We start from the raw sequence: 18,263 nt of genomic DNA, 5'->3' as shown, positions 1-18,263 counted from the left end.
GGGTAAGGCAGTCCGCGCCGCGCTTGCGCGACTATGACGAAGACTCAAACCTCCCCTTGCGCGGGCCGAGATAGCCGAACAAATACGCCGCGACCTTGCGCATCTGGATCTCCTCAGCCCCTTCGGTAATGCGATAGCGGCGGTGGTGGCGATAGATGTGTTCAAACGGCTTGTGGCGAGAATAGCCGATTCCGCCATGCACCTGCATCGCGCGGTCTGCCGCTTCGCAGACCAGCCGGTTCGCCCAGTAGTTGCACATGGATACCTTGTCGGAGAGCTGCTTTTCGATCTCCCTGTGCGGCAGGCGGTCTATTTCCCACGCGGTCTTGTAGATCAGCAGCCGCAGCATCTCGCATTGCGTCGCGAGTTCGACCAGCGGGAACTGGATCGCCTGGTTCTTCGCCAGCTCCTCGCCGAAAGGCTTGCGCTGGCGGGCGTATTTGACGCTTTCCTCTACGCAGAATTGCGCTGCACCAAGCGATGAGGCAGCCTGGCGAATGCGGTTCTGGTGAACGAAGCTCTGCGCCAGCGCGAGGCCGCGGCCTTCCTCACCCAGCATCGCATCCTCCGGCACCCAAACGTTCGTCAGGCTGAGCCGCGGATGATCGGTGGGCATGTTGAAGGTCCACATCCACTCCTCGATCTCCAACCCCGGCGTGGGGTTCGGCACCAAAAGGCAGGTGATCCCGCGCGCATCGCCATCCTCTCCGCTAGTGCGCGCGAACACCGCGCAATGGGTCGCGACATGCATCCCGGTGATCCACATCTTCTCACCGTCGATCCGCCATCCGGGAACGCCATCGCGGGTTTCGCGCAATGCACGCGTGCCCATCCATGTCGCGTCGGAGCCGTGCTCGGCCTCGGTCAGTCCGAAAGCAACGCGGCGCTTGCGTTCAAACCCGCCGGTAATGAATTCCTGCTTCTGCACTTCGGTCCCGAAGGTTTCGAACATCGCAACGAAAGGGAAATTGCCGACGATCGAGTGCTCGTTCTGGAGGTCGTTGTGGAGGCCCAGTCCGCGCTGTGCGAAGCGGTCACGGATCACCGCCATCCACAAATTGGACCCATCCTTGCCGCCGTATTTTTTAGGCGTGGAGAACCGCCAGTGCCCCGCCGCATCGGCTCGCGTCGTCGCCTCGCGCAGCAGTTCCTCCCATGCATGATTGGGCAGGCCACCGCGATCCCAATCTGTGCGCGCATCCTCGCGCCGGTGGTCGAAGAAGCGGACATTGTCGTCCTTGGCCACCAACGGCTCGATCTCGGCTTCGATGAAGCGCTCAAGCTCGGTGTAATAATTTTCCAGCTCAACAGGTATGGTGAAATCCATCAGGCCTCTCCGATCCATTGGTGTCGCGCTTCTGCGAGCGCAGGATATTTGGGCATGTCTTTGGAGAGCTTGTCGAGCGCGATCCGGCGCAGCCTTGCCAGCAGGCCGGGCTCCGCCAGTGTCATGTCGCCCGACAGCAACGCCTCTGCCAGCACGCGATCTTCGACCGGCGCACCGCCACCTGAAGACCGCGCGATAATACCCAGCGCATTGCGCGCGACCGCCAACTGGAAACGGTCATGCCCTTCCATCCGGTGCTTCACCGTCGCCAGCCACTCGGAGATGGCGGTGGCGAGATCCCCGCTTGTCGCCTCACCGCGCGGCTCGGCATCCGATGCTGGTGCAGGTAATGCACGCTTCCGCTCAGCCTCAGGCGCTTCGCCCTCCAGCAACATCAGCAGGTCGAGTTCCTGTTCGCTGGTCCGGCGCGAGATGATCGCCCGCTCGAGTGTGCGGTCCGCACCGGATCGCCATGTTGCCCCCATCCGCAGGCATCCCAGCGCCCACCAGCACGTGCGGTAAACCAGCCAGAAGTCGAAACGCGCACGTTCGACAGGCGCGCCACCCGCCATCTCGTAGGCGTCAAAGAACGCCTCCAGTGTCCCCAGACCCATCGCCGGGCGGTCGATCCGGGCGAAGCGCCAGACGGTCATGCAGGCATAGGCCAGGTCCTCATGCGGATCGCCGAGATGGGCCAGTTCCCAATCGAGCACGCCGGTCAGCTGGCTACCATCGACCAGCAGATTGCCGATCCGGTAGTCGCCATGGACAAGGCGCGGCGGGACGGGTTCGGGCAGATGTTCGCTCAGCCACCGCAGCGCCAGCGCGATGATCGGGCGATCGCCACCTGCCTCTTCGAATTGTTTGTAGAGGCCCGTGAGCGCTTCACGATAATCCATGCCGGGGATCGACGCAGGGAGTGCATCCGCCGAAAGCCGATGAATGCTCGCCAGCTCACTGGCGCATTGCCTGAGCAGCAAAGCCGGCTCCTCGCAGGCCAGAATGCGTGCCGGATCGGGTGTTCCGGGCAGGGCGCGCATCACGAAACCGGTGCCGATCGCATCTTCCGGCTCCAGTTCGACCACGATTTGCGGAGCAACCACACCCTCGCCGCGCACGGCGCGAGTGATAGCCGCCTCAGCCGGGTGGTCGAGCGCACGATGCGCCATCAGTTCGGGCGATGACGCCCGGCGCAGCACGAACGCCTCGCCATCTGCCCAAAAGCGCCAGCTTTCCATCGTGGCGCCGCCGGTCAGGCGGGTGAGATCGGCAGGTGCGGACAGCCCTGCACGAGCCAGGGCTCGGGCGAGGCCGCGCTCCAGCGATTGGCCATCCTGATCCTCATCCATCGTTCTTTTCTGGACGCATGCCTTTGCAAAGAGCAAGCATCTTTATTGGCAGGTCATTTTTGCAACCGACGCAAGGAATTGTCGGCTCATCGCTCAAACCTTTCCATACGTCTCAAGTTGTGATTGTTAAGGGAACACAAACCATATTCGGGATACACGGGGTCGCATGATTGTAAGATCGCTTGCGGGAGCTTTGGTCGCGGTACTGCTCGGTGCCGCATCTCCATCACAACTGGGTGCGCAACAGCATCCGGCAAGTTTCGAAACTCAGTTCGACAATGCGCTGGGAACCGAACAGCGCGTTCCGCCATCACTCAAGGCAGTTTACACCACCGATCTCGAACGTCGCGTCGCTTCCGTTGCCGATGGTTCGAACGGTCGCATCGGGGTGGCCGCCGTCGATCTTTCGACCGGACAAATGGTTAGCGTTCTGGGCGACCAGCGGTTCCCGATGGCCAGCACCAGCAAGATCGCTATCGCCGCGACCTTCATGCAAGGTGTCGAGGATGGGCGCTGGTCGCTGAATGACAGCTTCCCGATGCTCTATCCGGTGCGCTCCAAGCCTTTTTCGTCGAAGGTCGCGCCGGTGCGCGAGGGTGAGAGGCTTCCCGCCACCCGCCTGATCGAATTGATGATTACCCGTTCGAACAATTACGCCGCCGATGCGCTGCTGCGGGTGGTTGGCGGCCCGGAAGCGGTCGACAAATGGGTGCATCGCGCCGGGATCAGCAATTTCAACATGACGCGCGACATCCTCACACTGGTGCGTGACGATGGCGAATTCGATCCAGCCAACCATATCGACAATCGGGACAGCGCCACGCCCAAGGCGATGGTGACACTGCTCGCAGGCCTTTATCAGGGGCGCTGGCTGTCGGCTGACAGCCGCAAGGTGATCCTCGGCGCGATGAGCCGCACGGTCACCGGCCGCAACCGGATGAAATATCTTATCCCTACCGATGCCAAGGTACTCCATAAGACCGGTTCGCTGCACGACACCTGTAGCGATGTCGGCCTGATCGAGACGCCCGATGGACGCACTCTGGCAGTTGCGGTCTATGTCACGGGACAACGCTCGCGCGGTGCGCGCGAACAGAAGATCGCGATGATCTCGCGCGCGATTTACGATGGTTACGCCGAAGTCGCTCCCGAGCGCCATTACGCCAGCGCGGATTACGGCGGCAAATAGCTTTCCATTGAATGGTGCCGGGCTTCAATCTTCCGGCAAAGAGAAGGGGCGGCGCCGCAAGGCACCGCCCCTTCTCTTTTCCTCAGAGCGACTGACCTCAGTTGGGCTCGTTCGCTTCCTTGTGCACTTCTGTCGCCGCGTTGTCAGCAGCAACCGCTGCACCATGCGCTGCGTCGTTGGCGGCATCGCCCATGGCGGTGCCCGCATCGTGTGCAGCGTCGCCAACGGCGGTGCCGGCAGCTTCCATGTTTGCCTGGGTGTCGTTCGCAGCCGAGGTCGCGGTGGTTTCAGCGGCGTCCTGGGTCTTTTCCGAGCAGGCAGCCAGCGAAAGGGCAGCACCGGCGGTCAGAGCGATAAGAGCGATCTTGCGCATAGTCTTGAGTCCTCATCCTGTTAATTAAGCGGATCGGATATACGGTCCGCGTAAGTCCCCCATCCGGGTCTCACGGCTTGGGCAATAATGGCCAGATTGTGGCAAGGCAAGAACGCGCTTCCCCGCAAATGTTTCCCGCGACTGCAACATTCTCTCTCTGACCCCCAATTTTACTCCCGTTCCGTGCCGGTCGCTGCTAAGCCTCCCCCCCATGACGGCGAGGAACCACCTCTATCTGGTCGATGGATCGGCCTACATCTTCCGTGCCTATCACCGGCTGCCCCCACTCACCGATCCGGAAGGCACGCCGGTGGGCGCGGTCTATGGTTACACCACCATGCTGTGGAAGCTGGCAGAGGATCTCGACAAGGCCGACGGCCCAACGCATCTGGCGGTGATTCTGGACAAGGGTTCGACCAGTTTCCGCAACGATATCTATCCCGAATACAAGGCCAACCGGCCCGAACCTCCGGAGGATCTGCGCCCGCAGTTCCCGCTGATCCGCGACGCCACGCGCGCCTTCAGCCTGCCCTGTATCGAGGAAGAGGGGCTGGAGGCCGACGACCTCATTGCCTCCTATGCGCGCGCCGCCGCGCGCAAGGGCTGGGACGTCACCATCGTCTCGTCCGACAAGGATCTGATGCAGCTGATCGGCAAGTGCGAAGAGCCGGACGAAGGCGTGGCCGAAGGCGGCGCGATCGACATGCTCGACACGATGAAGAACGCGCGCATCGGGCGCGAGGAAGTGATCGAGAAATTCGGCGTTCCTCCCGAACTGGTGGGCGATGTTCTGGCGCTGATGGGGGACAGCGTCGACAACATTCCGGGTATCTATGGCATCGGGCCCAAGACCGCGTCCAAGCTGATTGCCGACCATGGCGATCTGGCCGGTGCGCTCGATTCCGCGCCCGAAATGAAGAAATCCAAGCTCAAGGAGCGCCTGCTCGAAGGGCGCGACATGGCAGAGCTCAGCCGGGTGCTGGTGCAGCTCAAGGAAGATTGCGCGCTTCCGATTGCCATCGACGACATGAAGCTGGACGGCGTGCCGCCCGAACCGCTGGCCGCATTTCTGGAAAAGCACGGCTTCACCAGCCTGCTGAAGCGGCTCGAAACCGGCACCGGTAGTCCTTCGCGTACCACCGATCTCAACCCGGCCAAGCAAACCACCGCAGCCGCGCCCGCTAGCGGTGACGGCAATCGCCAGCCGCCGCCCGAAATGCCCGCTGTCGATCACGACGCCTACGAATGCGTCCAGACGATGGAACGGCTTGAACACTGGATTACGCAGAGTTTTGCGGCGCGCATCGTAGCGGTCGACACCGAAACCAGCGCACTCGACGCGATGCAGGCGGACCTCACCGGCATCAGCCTTGCAACCGGGCCGAACGCAGCGTGCTACATCCCGCTTGCTCATGGCGGCAGCGATATGTTCTCCGAAAAGCCCGAACAGATCGAGACAAAGGCCGCGCTGGCTGCGCTCAAGCCGCTGCTGGAAAGCGATGCGGTGCTCAAGATCGGGCAAAACATCAAATATGATCTCAACGTGCTGGCGCGGCACGGCATCGCAGTGGCACCGATCGACGACACGATGATCGTCAGCTTCGCGCTCGATGCCGGGCGCAGCCTTGATGGCATCGGCGGCGGTCACGGGATGGACGAATTGTCCGAACGGCACCTCGGCCACACCCCCATCCCCTTCAAAGAGGTCTGCGGCACCGGCAAGAAGGCGATTCCCTTCGGCGAAGTTCAACTCGACAAGGCAACACGCTATGCCGCGGAAGATGCCGATGTCACCTGGCGGCTGCACCGCCTGCTCAAACCGCGCCTCGCCGAAGAAGGAGGCACGCGCATCTATGAACGGGTCGATCGCCCGCTGATCCCGGTCGTCGCCGGGATGGAACGGCTCGGCATCAAGGTCGACCGCGCAGGTCTCGCCAAGCTCAGCGAGGAATTCGCTGCCGAGATCGCGCGCATCGAGAGCGAGATTTTCGCCGCGACGGGTGAGGAATTCACCATCGGCAGCCCCAAGCAATTGGGCGAAGTCCTGTTTGACAAGCTCGGCTACAAGGGCGGACGCAAGGGCAAGAGCGGGCAATATTCAACCGATCAGACGGTGCTCGAACGGCTTGCGGGCGAAGGCGCGGAAGTGGCGACCAAAGTGCTCGAATGGCGTCAGCTGGCCAAGCTCAAGAGCACCTATACCGATGCGCTGCAAGCGGCGATCAATCCCGCCACGGGCCGGGTCCACACCAGCTATTCGCTGGTCGGGGCGCAGACGGGGCGGCTCTCCTCGACGGATCCGAACCTCCAGAATATCCCCATCCGCACCGAAATCGGGCGACAGATCCGCGAAGCATTCGTGGCGGAAAAGGGCAATGTGCTGCTGGCCGCGGACTATTCGCAGATCGAGTTACGGCTCGCCGCGCATATGGCCGACGTTCCGCAGCTCAGGGAAGCCTTTGCGGCGGGCGAGGACATTCACGCGCGCACCGCACAGGAAATGTTCGGCACGGTCGACCGTGACACCCGCGCTCGGGCAAAGACGGTCAATTTCGCCATTCTCTACGGTATCAGCCGCTGGGGCCTTGCCGGACGGCTCGGCGTCGAACCGGACGAGGCACAGGCGATCATCGACACCTATTTCCAACGCTTCCCCGGCATCCAGAACTACATCCACGCGACTCTCGAAAGCGTTCGGGCGCGCGGTTATTCGGAGACATTGTTCGGGCGCAAGACGTGGTTTCCCCGGATCAATTCGAAGAACCAGGCCGAGCGGCAGGGAAGCGAACGCGCCGCCATCAACGCGCCGATCCAGGGCACCAGCGCCGACATCATCAAGCGCGCGATGGTGCGTATGATGCCTACGCTGGAGAATGCGAAACTGGGCCATGTGCAGATGTTGCTGCAAGTGCATGACGAACTGGTTTTCGAACTGCCCGAAGGCGACGTAGAAGCGGCCAGCAAGGTGATCGAGGACGTCATGGCGAGCGCAGCGGAGCCGGCGGTGAAACTGACTGTGCCGCTGGGCGTTGATATTGGGTCCGGGCGTAGCTGGGGAGCCGCACATTGAAGGCGTTCTGGCACCGTCAGACGCTCCAAGCCCGCCTGCTGTGGCTCAATGTCGCCTTGCTCGCGATCGCGGCCCTGGCAATGTTCGCGGTGATCTTTCTGGTCCTGCGCACGATCTCGGCCGAGCGCACCGAGCGTGAACAGATGCAGCAGACCGCCAATGTCATCACCGAGCTGCGCGGGGTCAATCGGGCCGCGCTCAATGGGGAGACTGGCCAGCGCGGCTATATCATCACGCTCGACCGGCGCTACCTCGGCCCGTATTTTGCCGGAAGCGAGCAAATCGAGCCAACCCTCGCGCGGCTACGTCGACTCGTCGAACCCGAAGCCACGGACAGGCAAAGAGAGCTGCTGGACGAAATCGGTGTCCTGTCGCGCGCGAAGTTTTCCGAGCTTCGCCGCAGCATCGATCTGGTCGAACAGGGCAAGGTGCTCGACGCGCGGCGCCTGATCCTGAGCGACGAGGGGCAGGAGGCGATGGAACGCCTGCGCCGCGCGATCGCCGAAATGGAAGCGATCGAGGTACGCGTACTCGGACAAGCCAGCGCCCAGACGGCGCGTGCCGAGGCCCGCGTGCTGCCGCTCTTGGGCGGTTTGCTGGTACTGTTGGTGATCGTGTTGCTGACGGTAATCCGGCTGGTCGCACGCACCGCGCAGGCAGAGGCCGAAGCCGCACAGGCCAAGGCGCTGGGCGAAGCGCGCGACCGGGCTGACTTGCTCGCGCGCGAGCTCAACCACCGGGTGAAAAACCTGTTCGCTGTGATCCTTGCCATCGTCCAGCTGAGCGCGCGCGACCGGCCCGAGGCCAAGGATGTCACAGAAGCCATTGCGAGGCGGATCAGGGCGCTGCTGACCGCCCATGAAGTCTCGCAAGGGGAGCTGGATCGACCGGTCGCCTCGCTCACCGATCTGGTCGAAACCTCGCTCGCTCCCTATCGCTCTGACGAGCTCGATGCCTCGCTGGAGGGGCCGCGCGTGATCCTCCCCGCCCGCGCCGTCACCCCGCTGGGGCTTGTGCTGCATGAGCTGACCACGAATGCTGTCAAATACGGCGCCTGGGCCCATGGCGGTAAGATCGCGATTACATGGCGCGAAGAGGACGGCATGATCGTGCTCGAATGGATCGAAACCGGCGCAACCATCGATACGCAGCCCGAACGAAGAGGCTTCGGCAGCCTTCTTATGACCAGCGCCGCGCGCCAGCTGGGCGGTTCGATCGAGCGGGATTTCGCCGAGGATGGGGCCAGGATCACGATCACTTTTCCCAGCTCGGAAAACGTCGCGTAAACCCGATGGTTGTTTCGGGCCGCGGGCGCAGCTAGGCCATCGACCGCATGCTGGAACGTTACGATCCTCGCAACTGGGGCATTTCCCCGATCGCCCTTGCCGATGTCGCGATTACCCTGGTGATCGCGACGGTGCTGGCGATGCTCGTCCACTGGATCGTCTTTGCCGTGCTGCGGCGGATCGCGCGATTGTCCGCCAACCGTGTCGACGATGTGGTGCTGGACGAGGTGCGCAAGCCCGCGCGCTGGGCGATGATCGGGATTGCCGTTGCCATCGCTGCCCATACGGACGCGCTGATCGGCGACGGGTGGGATGTCGCCACCAACTATCTCACACCCGCCCTGATCGGCTGGGTGGCCTATGCGCTGGTCGAGGGGATCACCAACGGCCTCAACCTCGACATCGACAATTCCAGCGATCCGGTGTCCCTGCGAGCGAGGCGAACCCGCGTTGCGATCCTTGGCCGCACGATCAAGGTTGCAATCATCATCATCACCGTATCGCTGCTGATGCTGAACGTCCCCGGCGTTCGCGAAATCGGGGTGACGCTGATGGCCTCGGCAGGCCTTGCCGCATTGGCAGTGGGCGCCGCCGCACAGCCTGCGCTCAAATCGCTCATCGCCGGAATCCAGATGGCGCTGACCCAACCGCTCCGCATCGGCGACATGGTCAAGGTCGACGGTCAGGCAGGCCGCGTGGAGGAAATCCGCATGAGTTTCGTCACCGTGCGCACCTGGGACGAACGGGTGCTGGTGGTGCCGACCAGCCGCTTCCTCGACCAGAGTTTCGAGAACTGGTCGCGAGTCAGTGAAAAGCTGACCGGGCCGGTGTTCCTGCGGCTCGATCCGGCGACGGAGATTGATCCGCTACGGGATGAATTCGAACGCTTCGTCAAATCGCGCGACGAATGGGACGGACGCACCGCCAGCCTGCTGATGACCGAAGCCTATCCCGAAAGCATCGAGATCCGCATGTCGGTCAGCGCCGACACCATCGGCGACCTGTGGACGTTGCGCTGCGCCTTGCGCGAACACATGCTGGCATGGCTGCGCAAGGAAATGCCCAAGGCGCTGATCCGGCGAAGGCTGGAAGTGGAATCCGCCAACGCACGCGGGATGCCGCCTCAAACTTAGGGTTCGCGGTTCGCGAACCTATGCTCCTTGCTTCCCGCCCCACACCGCAGGATCGCTTGCATTTTCAGCACACGGCGCTATGTGCGCGCCTTTCCGAGTCACCGAATTTGGAAAAACCCACGCGGGAGACGTGCCCCTGGCGCGCCGCCTGACCGCTTACCATGAGCCTCACGATCGAAAGATCCGGGCGACAGTGAGAAAAGGAGTGGCCACATGGCCAAGAAAATCGAAGGCTATATCAAGTTGCAGGTGCCGGCCGGCACTGCAAACCCGTCGCCTCCAATCGGCCCCGCACTGGGCCAGCGCGGCGTCAACATCATGGAATTCTGCAAGGCGTTCAACGCCGCGACCGACAGCCTTGAAAAGGGCATGCCGATCCCGACGATCATCACCGTCTATGCCGACCGTTCGTTCACGTTCGTCACCAAGACGCCCCCGGCCAGCTTCCTGATCAAGAAGGCCGCCAAGCTGAAGTCGGGTTCGAAGGAGCCGGGCAAGGTCTCCGCCGGGACCATCAAGCGTTCCGCACTGGCCGAGATCGCCGAAACCAAGATGGCCGATCTCAACGCCAACAATATCGAACAGGCAACCAAGATCATCGAGGGCTCCGCACGCTCGATGGGCCTCGACGTGGTGGAGGGCTGAGACGATGGCAAAGCAGACGAAGAAGCAGAAGGTCCTCGCGAACATTGATCGCGAGAAACTCTACACCGTCGACGAGGCGCTGAGCACACTGCGTGAGCACAAGGGTAAGTTCGACGAGACGATTGAAGTCGCGATGAACCTCGGCGTCGATCCGCGCCACGCCGACCAGATGGTCCGCGGGATGGTCTCGCTGCCCTCGGGCACCGGCAAGGACGTCCGCGTCGCGGTGTTCGCGCGTGGCGACAATGCCGACAAGGCGCTCGCCGCCGGTGCGGACAAGGTTGGCGCCGAAGACCTGATGGAAGACATGCAGAACGGCAACCTCGACTATGACCGCGTGATCGCCACGCCGGACATGATGGGTGTTGTCGGCCGTCTGGGTAAGGTGCTCGGTCCCAAGGGCCTGATGCCGAACCCCAAGCTCGGCACGGTTACGCCGAACGTGGAACAGGCCGTGAAGGACGCCAAGGGCGGCCAGGTCGAATTCCGCGTCGAAAAGCAGGGCATCATCCACTCGGGCATCGGCAAGATGTCGTTCACCGACGATGCGCTGAAGGCGAACTTCAAGGCGCTGACCGAAGCGGTGGTCAAGTCCAAGCCGAGCGGCGCCAAGGGCAAGTACGTCCGCAAGGTCACGCTGACCAGCTCGATGGGTCCGGGCCTCAAGCTCGATCTCGCCGAGGTCGAAGGCGCGTAATCGCTCGGGCCGCATAGGCCCTTGTATTACGACACAAAACGCAAGGGGCCGGTAGAGCGATCCGCCGGCCCCTTTCGCGTCTGGTGAATGACCGCAATATTAAGCTTGCGTTAGATTCGCACCCGCCTCTTTCCGCCTTCCATCCTTGTTGGCACTACCCGCAGCTTGAGGGCATGCACCGGATCGGATGATCCGCCCAAACGGGAGGCAAGACCATGAAAATTTCTAATCGCAAATCAATCTCCACCCTGGCGCTGGGCTGCGCCGCGCTCGCATTGTGTGCCACAGGCGCGCAGGCGAAAGACAGCGGCCAAGCATCCAGCGACCAGTCGGCCAAGACCGCCGACAACAGCAATGACAGCGGCCCCGACGTGCTGTTCCATCCGACCAGTTCGACCACCACCGGTACGGTCAATGTCGAAGGCAAGCAGATTTCATACAAGGCCGTGGCCGGAACGCTGGTCGTTCATCCGGCTGGCTGGAACGATACCAATTGGCGGGTGAAGGATGCCGAGCATGACAATGGCAAGGGTGAGCCCAGTGCCGAGGCGAGCATGTTCTATGTCGCCTATTTCAAGAACGGCGCCCCGTCGAAAGATCGCCCGATCACCTTCCTCTACAATGGCGGACCCGGCTCATCTTCGGTCTGGCTCCACATGGGTGCATTCGGCCCTCGCCGCGTTGTCACCAATGACGACACCCACACGCCTGCCGCGCCTTACAAGCTGGTCGACAATGCCTATAGCCTGCTCGACAGCACCGACCTCGTCTTCATTGACGCACCGGGCACCGGCTTTTCGCGCATTGCGGGCAAGGACGCAGACAAGGCATTCTACGGCGTCGATGCCGACGGCCACGCTTTCTCCAGCTTCATCAAGGCATTCCTGAGCAAGTACAACCGCTGGAACAGCCCCAAATATCTGTTCGGCGAAAGCTACGGCACGCCGCGTTCGGCCGTGGTGGTCAACGATCTGGAAACCGGCAGCGATATCGACTTCAACGGTGTGATACTGCTCTCGCAGATCCTCAACTTCGACCTGTCGATCGACACGCCCACGCTCAATCCCGGCACCGAAGAACCCTATGTCGTCGCCCTGCCGACCTATGCCGCGACCGCGTGGTATCACAACAAGCTGCCAGGCACCCGCCCGGCCGATCTGCCTGCCTTCCTCAAGCAGGTCGAACATTTCGCCACCACCACCTATACCGAGGCGCTGGCGCAGGGATCGGAGCTCGACCCGGCGACCAAGCAGAAGGTGGCCCAGCAGCTTGCGCAATACACCGGGCTTCCCGTCGGCTATATCATGAAGGCCAATCTGCGGGTCGATGGCGGGCAATTCGCGCATGAACTTCAGATCGACAGTGACCTGGCCACCGGCCGTCTCGATAGCCGGTTCTCCGGCCCCGCGATGGACCCGCTGGGCGAAAGCACGCAATACGATCCACAATCCGCCGCGATCAGCTCAGCCTATGTTTCCAGCTTCAACAATTATGTCCGCAAGGACCTGAACTACGGACAGGGCCTGACCTACAAGCCGGAGATCAACGTCTTCCAGCAGTGGGATTTCAACCATCAGCAGCCCGGCATGCCATTCCCGATCCGCGGGGCGACCAATGTGATGCCCGATCTGGCGCAGGCGATGAAATACAATCCCGACCTCAAGGTGATGGTCAACGGCGGTTATTTCGATCTCGCGACGCCGTTCTACGAAGGCTGGTACGAGATGCACCATTTGCCGATCCCCGACAGCCTGCAGAACAACATCGAGTATAAGTATTACCAGTCAGGCCATATGGTCTATGCCCATGTGCCCGCTCTCAAGAAGCTGCATGACAATGTCGCGGCCTTCATCCAGCGGACCGACAACGTCGGCAGCTAAACCACAAAAGGCCAACCCCCGCCCGGCACGCTGTTCGGGCGGGAATTGGCGCATCGAAAGGCCGCTATCGGGCGGTCAGATGCCGCCGGGGGTGAAGTCCATGCCTTCCTCACCCAGCGCGGCGCATAGCGCATCGACACAGGCAGCCAACTGATCCGCTTCGGTCGAGCGGACCACGAAATTGGCCCCTACCCGGCCCTTGCGGAAGAAGGGATAGCTGCCGATCTGGCATTCGGGATGTGCCTTTTCCACCTCGCGCAACAGATCGGCCACTTCGCTTTCGGCAGTCCAGCAGCCAATTGTCTCGCTGAGCAAAGGTGCGCCGCCTTCGAGCGTCCCCGTCAATGCTTCAAGCATTCCCGCTGTGATATGCGGGACACCGGCCATGATGAACAGTTTGCCGACCTTGATCCCCGGCGCGCCGGACATGCGATTGGGGATCAGCTCGCCCCCTTGCGGAACGCGCGCCATGCGCAGCCGCGCGTCGGTCAGCCCGCCCGGCTTGTCGGCATAATAGCGTTCGAGAATGGCGCGCGCATCGGGATGGATGACCACCGGTACGCCCAGCGCAGCGGCAATCGCGTCGACGGTGATATCGTCATGCGTCGGGCCGATTCCGCCGGTCGTGAAGAGATAGTCGTTGGCCGCGCGCAAGGCGTTGACCGCCTCGACGATCCGGCCTTCTACATCGGGCACCACGCGCACTTCGGCAAGGCGAATACCCTGCACCTGCAACCAGCTCGCGATCTGGGCGATGTTCTTGTCATGCGTGCGCCCGGACAGGATTTCGTCACCGATGACGACCAACCCGGCAGTGTAGATCTTGCCAGCCATCCCCCCTGCTTAGGAGCGATGGCGAGCAAGGCAAGGCACAATCCGTGACGCGAGCGCGATCAGGCGACCAATGTGGAGTCGGGAGCCACCGCAGCCGGTGCCGCGCTCTGAGCCTTGCGCAACGCCAGGATACCATCCTCGACCGGATCAGACTGCATCCGCTTGCGATCGATCACATATTCCTGGTTGAGCCGCCACGGATAGCCGACCGCGTTCTTCGGCATCAGATGCTTGCCACGCTGGATATAGCCGCTGGAGAAATCGAAGATGTCGTCCTCTTCCAGCCCATGATCGTCGGCGAGCAACGGCACGGCGATGTCCACTCCCTTGGTGCGCATCAGCTTGAGCACGCGGCACACGTAGTCGGAATTGATGTCCGCCCGCAGGGTCCAGCTCGCGTTGAGATAGCCGAACACCACCGACAGGTTCGGCACATTGGAGAACATGCAGCCCTTGTAATAGAAATGTTCGGCGAAATCGATCGGCGCCCCATCGACGCTAACCGCGATCTTGCCCGCTACGGCAAGTTTCAGCCCGGTCGCAGTGACGACGATATCAGCGGGCAGCTCGTCGCCCGATTTCAGCGTCACGCCGCCTTTGTCGAATGCGGCGATCTGGCCAGTGACGATATCCGCCTTGCCGCCACGCAGCGCCTCGAACAAATCATCGTCCGGCACAAGGCACAGCCGCTGGTCCCACGGATTGTAGGGCGGTGTGAACGGGGTCAGATCGAAATCCTTCCCCATGATCTTGCGAATCCGCTTGTGCAGGAATTCGCCGACCTTTTCCGGCTTTTCCCGTGCGCGTTTGAAGCCCTTGTCCTGCAGGGTGATGTTCTTCCACCGGGTGATCCGGTAGGCGAGCTTTTCGGGCAGGATCTTGCGCAGGAAATTGGCGATTCCGTCCTTGGCGGGCCGCGAGAACATCCAGGTCGGCGTGCGCTGGAGCATGGTGACATGGGCGGCCTTTTTGGCAACCGACGGCACGATCGTGACTGCGGTCGCGCCGCTGCCGATCACCACCACGCGCTTGCCCGCATAGTTGAGATCCTCGGGCCAGAACTGCGGATGGACCACCTTGCCTTCGAATTCGCCGAAATCGAATCCGGGATCGAAGGGTTCGTCGTAATCGTAATAGCCCGATGCAAGATACAGCCAGTTGGCGGTCAGATGCTTGCGCTCGCCCTCGGCAACTTCGATGGTGACATGCCAACGCGCCTGGGCGGAATGAAAGTCTGCCGCAATGACCTTGTGGCCGAAACGGATATGCTGGCGAATGCCGCGCTCGTCGGCGATCTGGTCGAGATATTCGAGGATCGAAGGGCCATCGGCGATCGACTTCTCGTGCCGCCAGGGCTCGAAATCGAAGCCCAGCGTGTGCATGTCGCTGTCCGAACGAATTCCGGGATAGCGGAACAGGTCCCAGGTACCGCCGAGGTTCTCTCGCCTTTCGAGGATCGCGTAGCTCATCCCCGGCACTTTCTCGGTCATGTGCGCCGCCATGCCGATACCGGAAATGCCCGCGCCCACGATCAGGACGTCGAAGTCGGTTGCCGTTTCTGTCATATCTGTCTCTCCCAGATCGGAAGAGACTATCGCACTATGCCGCGAGGCGCCAGCCCCGTTGCAAGGTGCAACCTTTACACGCTCAGGCCCACACCTAACCGTGGGCGCCGAACTGGTTGGCCACCGCCGTCGATATCCTCAAGCTCAGCAGATAGGCGCGCTCGATCGGGTCGATGTATTCATCCCTGATCGTCGCATAGCCCTGCCGCCCGGGAGCGGGATAGTCAGCGGGTTCGGACATGGAGAAATCGTCGAGCACCGGGAAGCTGGTCGGGAAGGCGCGGCGCAATTGCTTGAGCGCGTCATCGGTCCGCAAGGAAAAGATCATCTCGAGCACGTCGTGACGGCTGATATCATTGGCGCGGCTGAATGCGGGGATCGAGACCGCCTTTACCAGCATGTGCATGAACAAGGTCAGCCGCAGTGCTTGCAACACCCCGATGATCCGCCTTGTGTGCTCGCGGTCTGACGGCGGCGTCTCGTCGGGAACAAGGGCCAGCAGGCGATGGAGTTTGAGAGCATCGACCCGGAGCCGCGAGGCAAGACGGCGGAATGTGCCCGCACGATCATCCCCGATGAGATAGTCGGCCAGCGTCTCGCAGGCACCGGCGATGTGGTCTTCGGTGCCGCGATAGGGGCGGCTTGCCCAATAGGCCGAATTGAACAGCTCGCCGAAAGCGGCGACCGTCTTGATACTGGCGAGTTCGTTGGAAGCGCGCACCAGCCGCACGATCTGGCGTCCACGCGGGCTCTCGGCCAGCAGTCCTGCCATATCCTCGAACTGACCGGCAGTTGCGCTGCCCATCCCGGCGATAATGTTCACCGGATAGCCGAGCTGCTGGAGGATCGCGTTATGCGGGATCGCGCGGATCTGTCGCAAATGCATATCGCGGTCCGAAGCAATATCGGACTGACGGCGCGACTTGCGGCTGCCGGTGGTGTTGAGCAGGCCGAGACCGAAGGCTGTCACCGCGCGGGCATAAGTCCGGCTCTCGAAATAATCCTGCTGGTGATCCTTGATCGCGCGGTAGAAATCGAGGCTGAGATCGGTGCGCTGGTAGAAAGGGTCCTTCTCGGTGACAGGTGCGCGCCGCGCTTCCGCCGCGATCCGCGACAGTGTGCGAAATGCAATCTCGGGCGTGTCGAACCAGACGTAACCATCGCCACCCTGAAAGCTCGCTTCGGGTTCCAGCCGGATACCCGCACCGGAAAAGCGGCGCCGGGCCCATGGGCTGAGCGGCCATTCAAGCCGGTCGCCGAACCCGCCGGGATGGGCTCCGCGCCCCATACCCTCGCCATGCGTATCGAAGATAAGGGCTGCGACATCACCGAGACCATTGGCCGCCATCGCTTCTGCGAGCCGCCCCTGAAGCCGCTCGATCGCAAGGCTTGCGGGAATCTGTCCGAGGAAACGCCCGGCGTCGGAAAAACCGGTCTGGATCGCGACCCGTCCGCGCTTGCGGGCGTAGCTGCGATAGACGTCTTCCGCGAGCAGCGAATCGAGCAGCCGCCCACCATGTTCGAGCGCCTCATCGGTTTCGAACAGGGGCGAGATATCGACCCGCTCCTCGATCCCGAACAGGCGCGAGAAGTACAGCGCTGCGAGCACGGTGGCAGGCTGTTCGCATTCGGCGATCAACATTCGGATCGGGCTGTCGCCATCGATGTGCTTGAGGATTTGCGCCATAGCGAGGAACTGGCGCACCGCGGTCGAGCTTTCGATCGCCAGCGCGGCGAAATTGGCGTGGCGCGGCTCGACCTCCTCGACCATGCGGGCCAGTGTCGCGAGCGCACTCTTGCTGGCGATATCGAAGCTTTCGCTTTCACCCAGATGCTGGCGCAGCGCATTGTGCAATTGCTTGGCGTTGACGCGGAAATGGACCCAGCCCATCCCCAACCCGTCGGCACGCATGGCGGCGGCGAGCGTCTTGAGCGCAATTGCCCGCCCTCCATCCGTCTCACCGGCTTCCTGTTCGAGCGCCGCGATAAGCGGGGCCAGCGACAGCAGCTTGGCCGGATCGTCAGCGGTCAGGCGGTTGGCAGCAGCCGACAGTGCCGCCGGTTCGCTGAGGTCTTCGGCGAAGTCGTCCGCACGCGCCTGCGCATATTTGGCAGCCGGGCGCAGCGTGTCGAGCAAGGGATGTGCCTCGTCGATCGCTTCGAGTTGTTCGACATAACTTGCCAGCCGCATCGCCTTTTCGGTCAGGCGAAAACCGATCGAAGTGTGCCACTTGATGTCGGTACGGCCGTCCATGTCGTAACCGACCCAGGTCGCAAAACGGAACGGTAGCGGGGCAAAATCCGCCCATTCCTCCGGCCATTTCTCACGCGCTTCCCCGCACAGGCCGGACACGATGCGATCGCGCGCATGTTGTGCATTGGCGATAGCTGCCATCGCGCGGCCATGCTCGAACGGCAGGGTGATCTCCGGGCTTTCCGGCCGGGCGGAGCCATCTTGTGTCTCGCCCAGCGCCTTTTCGGCGATATGACGATATTCCGCCGGGCTCAGCAGGAAGGTGGGATGCGCGGTGAACACTGCGTGCAGGACCGGGTTTTCCCAGCGCCCGCGAAACATCGCGAAGTCCTCCGGCGGGACCGCGTCGGGCGCGGGCTCGGCCAGCAGCCGTCGGATCCGCGCCGCCCGCGCGCCCAGGCTTTCGTCGTACAACTCACCGACCCATGCCTCGATATCGTCGAGCGCGATTTCGCCGCGTTCCAGCTCGCGCGACAGCTCATGGCTAAGCTGGAAGACGGGATTGTACAGCGGCGTTTGGGCGGTGTGCTGCGCCAGCTCGCGCAATCGTTCGAGCAGGGGGGCGACGGCCATATGAGGCTCCTTGTCCAGTTTGCCGGGGTCGGATGTCCCGGATGCGTCTCACGCGCGCAATGCCGGGTCAAGCGCATGACCCGGCGAA

At 62.5% G+C, this 18,263-nt stretch carries 13 protein-coding genes; 7 read left to right on the top strand and 6 right to left on the bottom strand.

From position 1 onward, the window contains the following. Nucleotides 1-31: 31 nt before the first annotated feature. Nucleotides 32-1,327, bottom strand: coding sequence for an acyl-CoA dehydrogenase family protein (locus GRI58_RS11725; protein WP_160753798.1), 1,296 nt, complete (start codon nt 1,325-1,327; stop codon nt 32-34). Next, on the bottom strand, nt 1,327-2,676 hold the full coding sequence (locus tag GRI58_RS11720; protein WP_160753797.1) for a phosphotransferase: 1,350 nt from the start codon (nt 2,674-2,676) through the stop codon (nt 1,327-1,329). Before GRI58_RS11720 ends, GRI58_RS11725 begins: the two co-directional genes overlap by 1 nt. A gap of 166 nt (nt 2,677-2,842) precedes the next feature. On the opposite strand from GRI58_RS11720, the gene GRI58_RS11715 reads away from it, so the two are divergent. Further along, a complete protein-coding gene (locus GRI58_RS11715; protein ID WP_160753796.1) occupies nt 2,843-3,865 on the top strand; it encodes a serine hydrolase in 1,023 nt (340 codons plus the stop codon). 97 nt (nt 3,866-3,962) lie between these two features. Here GRI58_RS11715 and GRI58_RS11710 read toward each other — a convergent pair whose 3' ends face one another. Then, nucleotides 3,963-4,238 (bottom strand): hypothetical protein, encoded by a 276-nt coding sequence (locus tag GRI58_RS11710; RefSeq protein WP_160753795.1) that lies wholly within the window; start codon nt 4,236-4,238, stop codon nt 3,963-3,965. A 211-nt stretch (nt 4,239-4,449) separates the two neighbouring features. Between GRI58_RS11710 and polA the strand changes: the two genes are divergently transcribed. The 6 genes from polA (at nt 4,450) to GRI58_RS11680 (ending at nt 12,949) form a co-directional block, all read left to right on the top strand. Then, nucleotides 4,450-7,308 carry a DNA polymerase I gene (gene polA / locus GRI58_RS11705; protein WP_160753794.1) on the top strand — a complete coding sequence of 953 codons (2,859 nt, stop codon included), beginning with the start codon at nt 4,450-4,452 and terminating at the stop codon, nt 7,306-7,308. Then, nucleotides 7,305-8,594, top strand: a complete 1,290-nt coding sequence (locus GRI58_RS11700; protein WP_160753793.1) for a CHASE3 domain-containing protein — start codon at nt 7,305-7,307, stop codon at nt 8,592-8,594. The genes polA and GRI58_RS11700 overlap by 4 nt, the downstream gene beginning before the upstream one ends. A gap of 47 nt (nt 8,595-8,641) precedes the next feature. After that, a complete protein-coding gene (locus GRI58_RS11695; protein ID WP_160753792.1) occupies nt 8,642-9,727 on the top strand; it encodes a mechanosensitive ion channel family protein in 1,086 nt (361 codons plus the stop codon). 213 nt (nt 9,728-9,940) lie between these two features. Next, entirely contained in the window at nt 9,941-10,372 is a 432-nt protein-coding gene (gene rplK, locus GRI58_RS11690) for a 50S ribosomal protein L11 (RefSeq protein WP_160753791.1), read from the top strand. Between the two features lie 4 nt (nt 10,373-10,376). Next, nucleotides 10,377-11,069 (top strand): 50S ribosomal protein L1, encoded by a 693-nt coding sequence (rplA, locus tag GRI58_RS11685; RefSeq protein ID WP_160753790.1) that lies wholly within the window; start codon nt 10,377-10,379, stop codon nt 11,067-11,069. 215 nt (nt 11,070-11,284) lie between these two features. Next, nucleotides 11,285-12,949, top strand: a complete 1,665-nt coding sequence (locus tag GRI58_RS11680; RefSeq protein WP_160753789.1) for a S10 family peptidase — start codon at nt 11,285-11,287, stop codon at nt 12,947-12,949. Between the two features lie 75 nt (nt 12,950-13,024). On the opposite strand, the gene GRI58_RS11675 is transcribed toward GRI58_RS11680, so the two are convergent. From GRI58_RS11675 to GRI58_RS11665, 3 genes are all read right to left on the bottom strand, one after another. Further along, nucleotides 13,025-13,783, bottom strand: coding sequence for a competence/damage-inducible protein A (locus tag GRI58_RS11675; protein WP_160753788.1), 759 nt, complete (start codon nt 13,781-13,783; stop codon nt 13,025-13,027). Between the two features lie 59 nt (nt 13,784-13,842). Further along, a complete protein-coding gene (locus GRI58_RS11670; RefSeq protein ID WP_160753787.1) occupies nt 13,843-15,348 on the bottom strand; it encodes a flavin-containing monooxygenase in 1,506 nt (501 codons plus the stop codon). A 94-nt stretch (nt 15,349-15,442) separates the two neighbouring features. Beyond that, a complete protein-coding gene (locus GRI58_RS11665; RefSeq protein ID WP_160753786.1) occupies nt 15,443-18,175 on the bottom strand; it encodes a phosphoenolpyruvate carboxylase in 2,733 nt (910 codons plus the stop codon). Nucleotides 18,176-18,263 lie beyond the last annotated feature (88 nt).

This window comes from Qipengyuania algicida, from assembly GCF_009828025.1.
Taxonomy (GTDB): domain Bacteria; phylum Pseudomonadota; class Alphaproteobacteria; order Sphingomonadales; family Sphingomonadaceae; genus Qipengyuania; species Qipengyuania algicida.
Note: the sequence above shows the minus strand (reverse complement) of the source record. Positions and strands in the feature narration are given on the sequence as shown.

Bases quoted from the DNA above. Each gene is read 5' to 3' on its own strand.
- GRI58_RS11720 (WP_160753797.1), bottom strand. From the start codon at position 2,676: ATGGATGAGGATCAGGATGGCCAATCGCTGGAGCGCGGCCTCGCCCGA.
- rplA (WP_160753790.1), top strand. From the start codon at position 10,377: ATGGCAAAGCAGACGAAGAAGCAGAAGGTCCTCGCGAACATTGATCGC.
- GRI58_RS11695 (WP_160753792.1), top strand. From the start codon at position 8,642: ATGCTGGAACGTTACGATCCTCGCAACTGGGGCATTTCCCCGATCGCC.
- GRI58_RS11665 (WP_160753786.1), bottom strand. From the start codon at position 18,175: ATGGCCGTCGCCCCCCTGCTCGAACGATTGCGCGAGCTGGCGCAGCAC.
- GRI58_RS11680 (WP_160753789.1), top strand. From the start codon at position 11,285: ATGAAAATTTCTAATCGCAAATCAATCTCCACCCTGGCGCTGGGCTGC.
- GRI58_RS11670 (WP_160753787.1), bottom strand. From the start codon at position 15,348: ATGACAGAAACGGCAACCGACTTCGACGTCCTGATCGTGGGCGCGGGC.
- GRI58_RS11675 (WP_160753788.1), bottom strand. From the start codon at position 13,783: ATGGCTGGCAAGATCTACACTGCCGGGTTGGTCGTCATCGGTGACGAA.
- rplK (WP_160753791.1), top strand. From the start codon at position 9,941: ATGGCCAAGAAAATCGAAGGCTATATCAAGTTGCAGGTGCCGGCCGGC.
- GRI58_RS11715 (WP_160753796.1), top strand. From the start codon at position 2,843: ATGATTGTAAGATCGCTTGCGGGAGCTTTGGTCGCGGTACTGCTCGGT.
- GRI58_RS11725 (WP_160753798.1), bottom strand. From the start codon at position 1,327: ATGGATTTCACCATACCTGTTGAGCTGGAAAATTATTACACCGAGCTT.
- polA (WP_160753794.1), top strand. From the start codon at position 4,450: ATGACGGCGAGGAACCACCTCTATCTGGTCGATGGATCGGCCTACATC.
- GRI58_RS11710 (WP_160753795.1), bottom strand. From the start codon at position 4,238: ATGCGCAAGATCGCTCTTATCGCTCTGACCGCCGGTGCTGCCCTTTCG.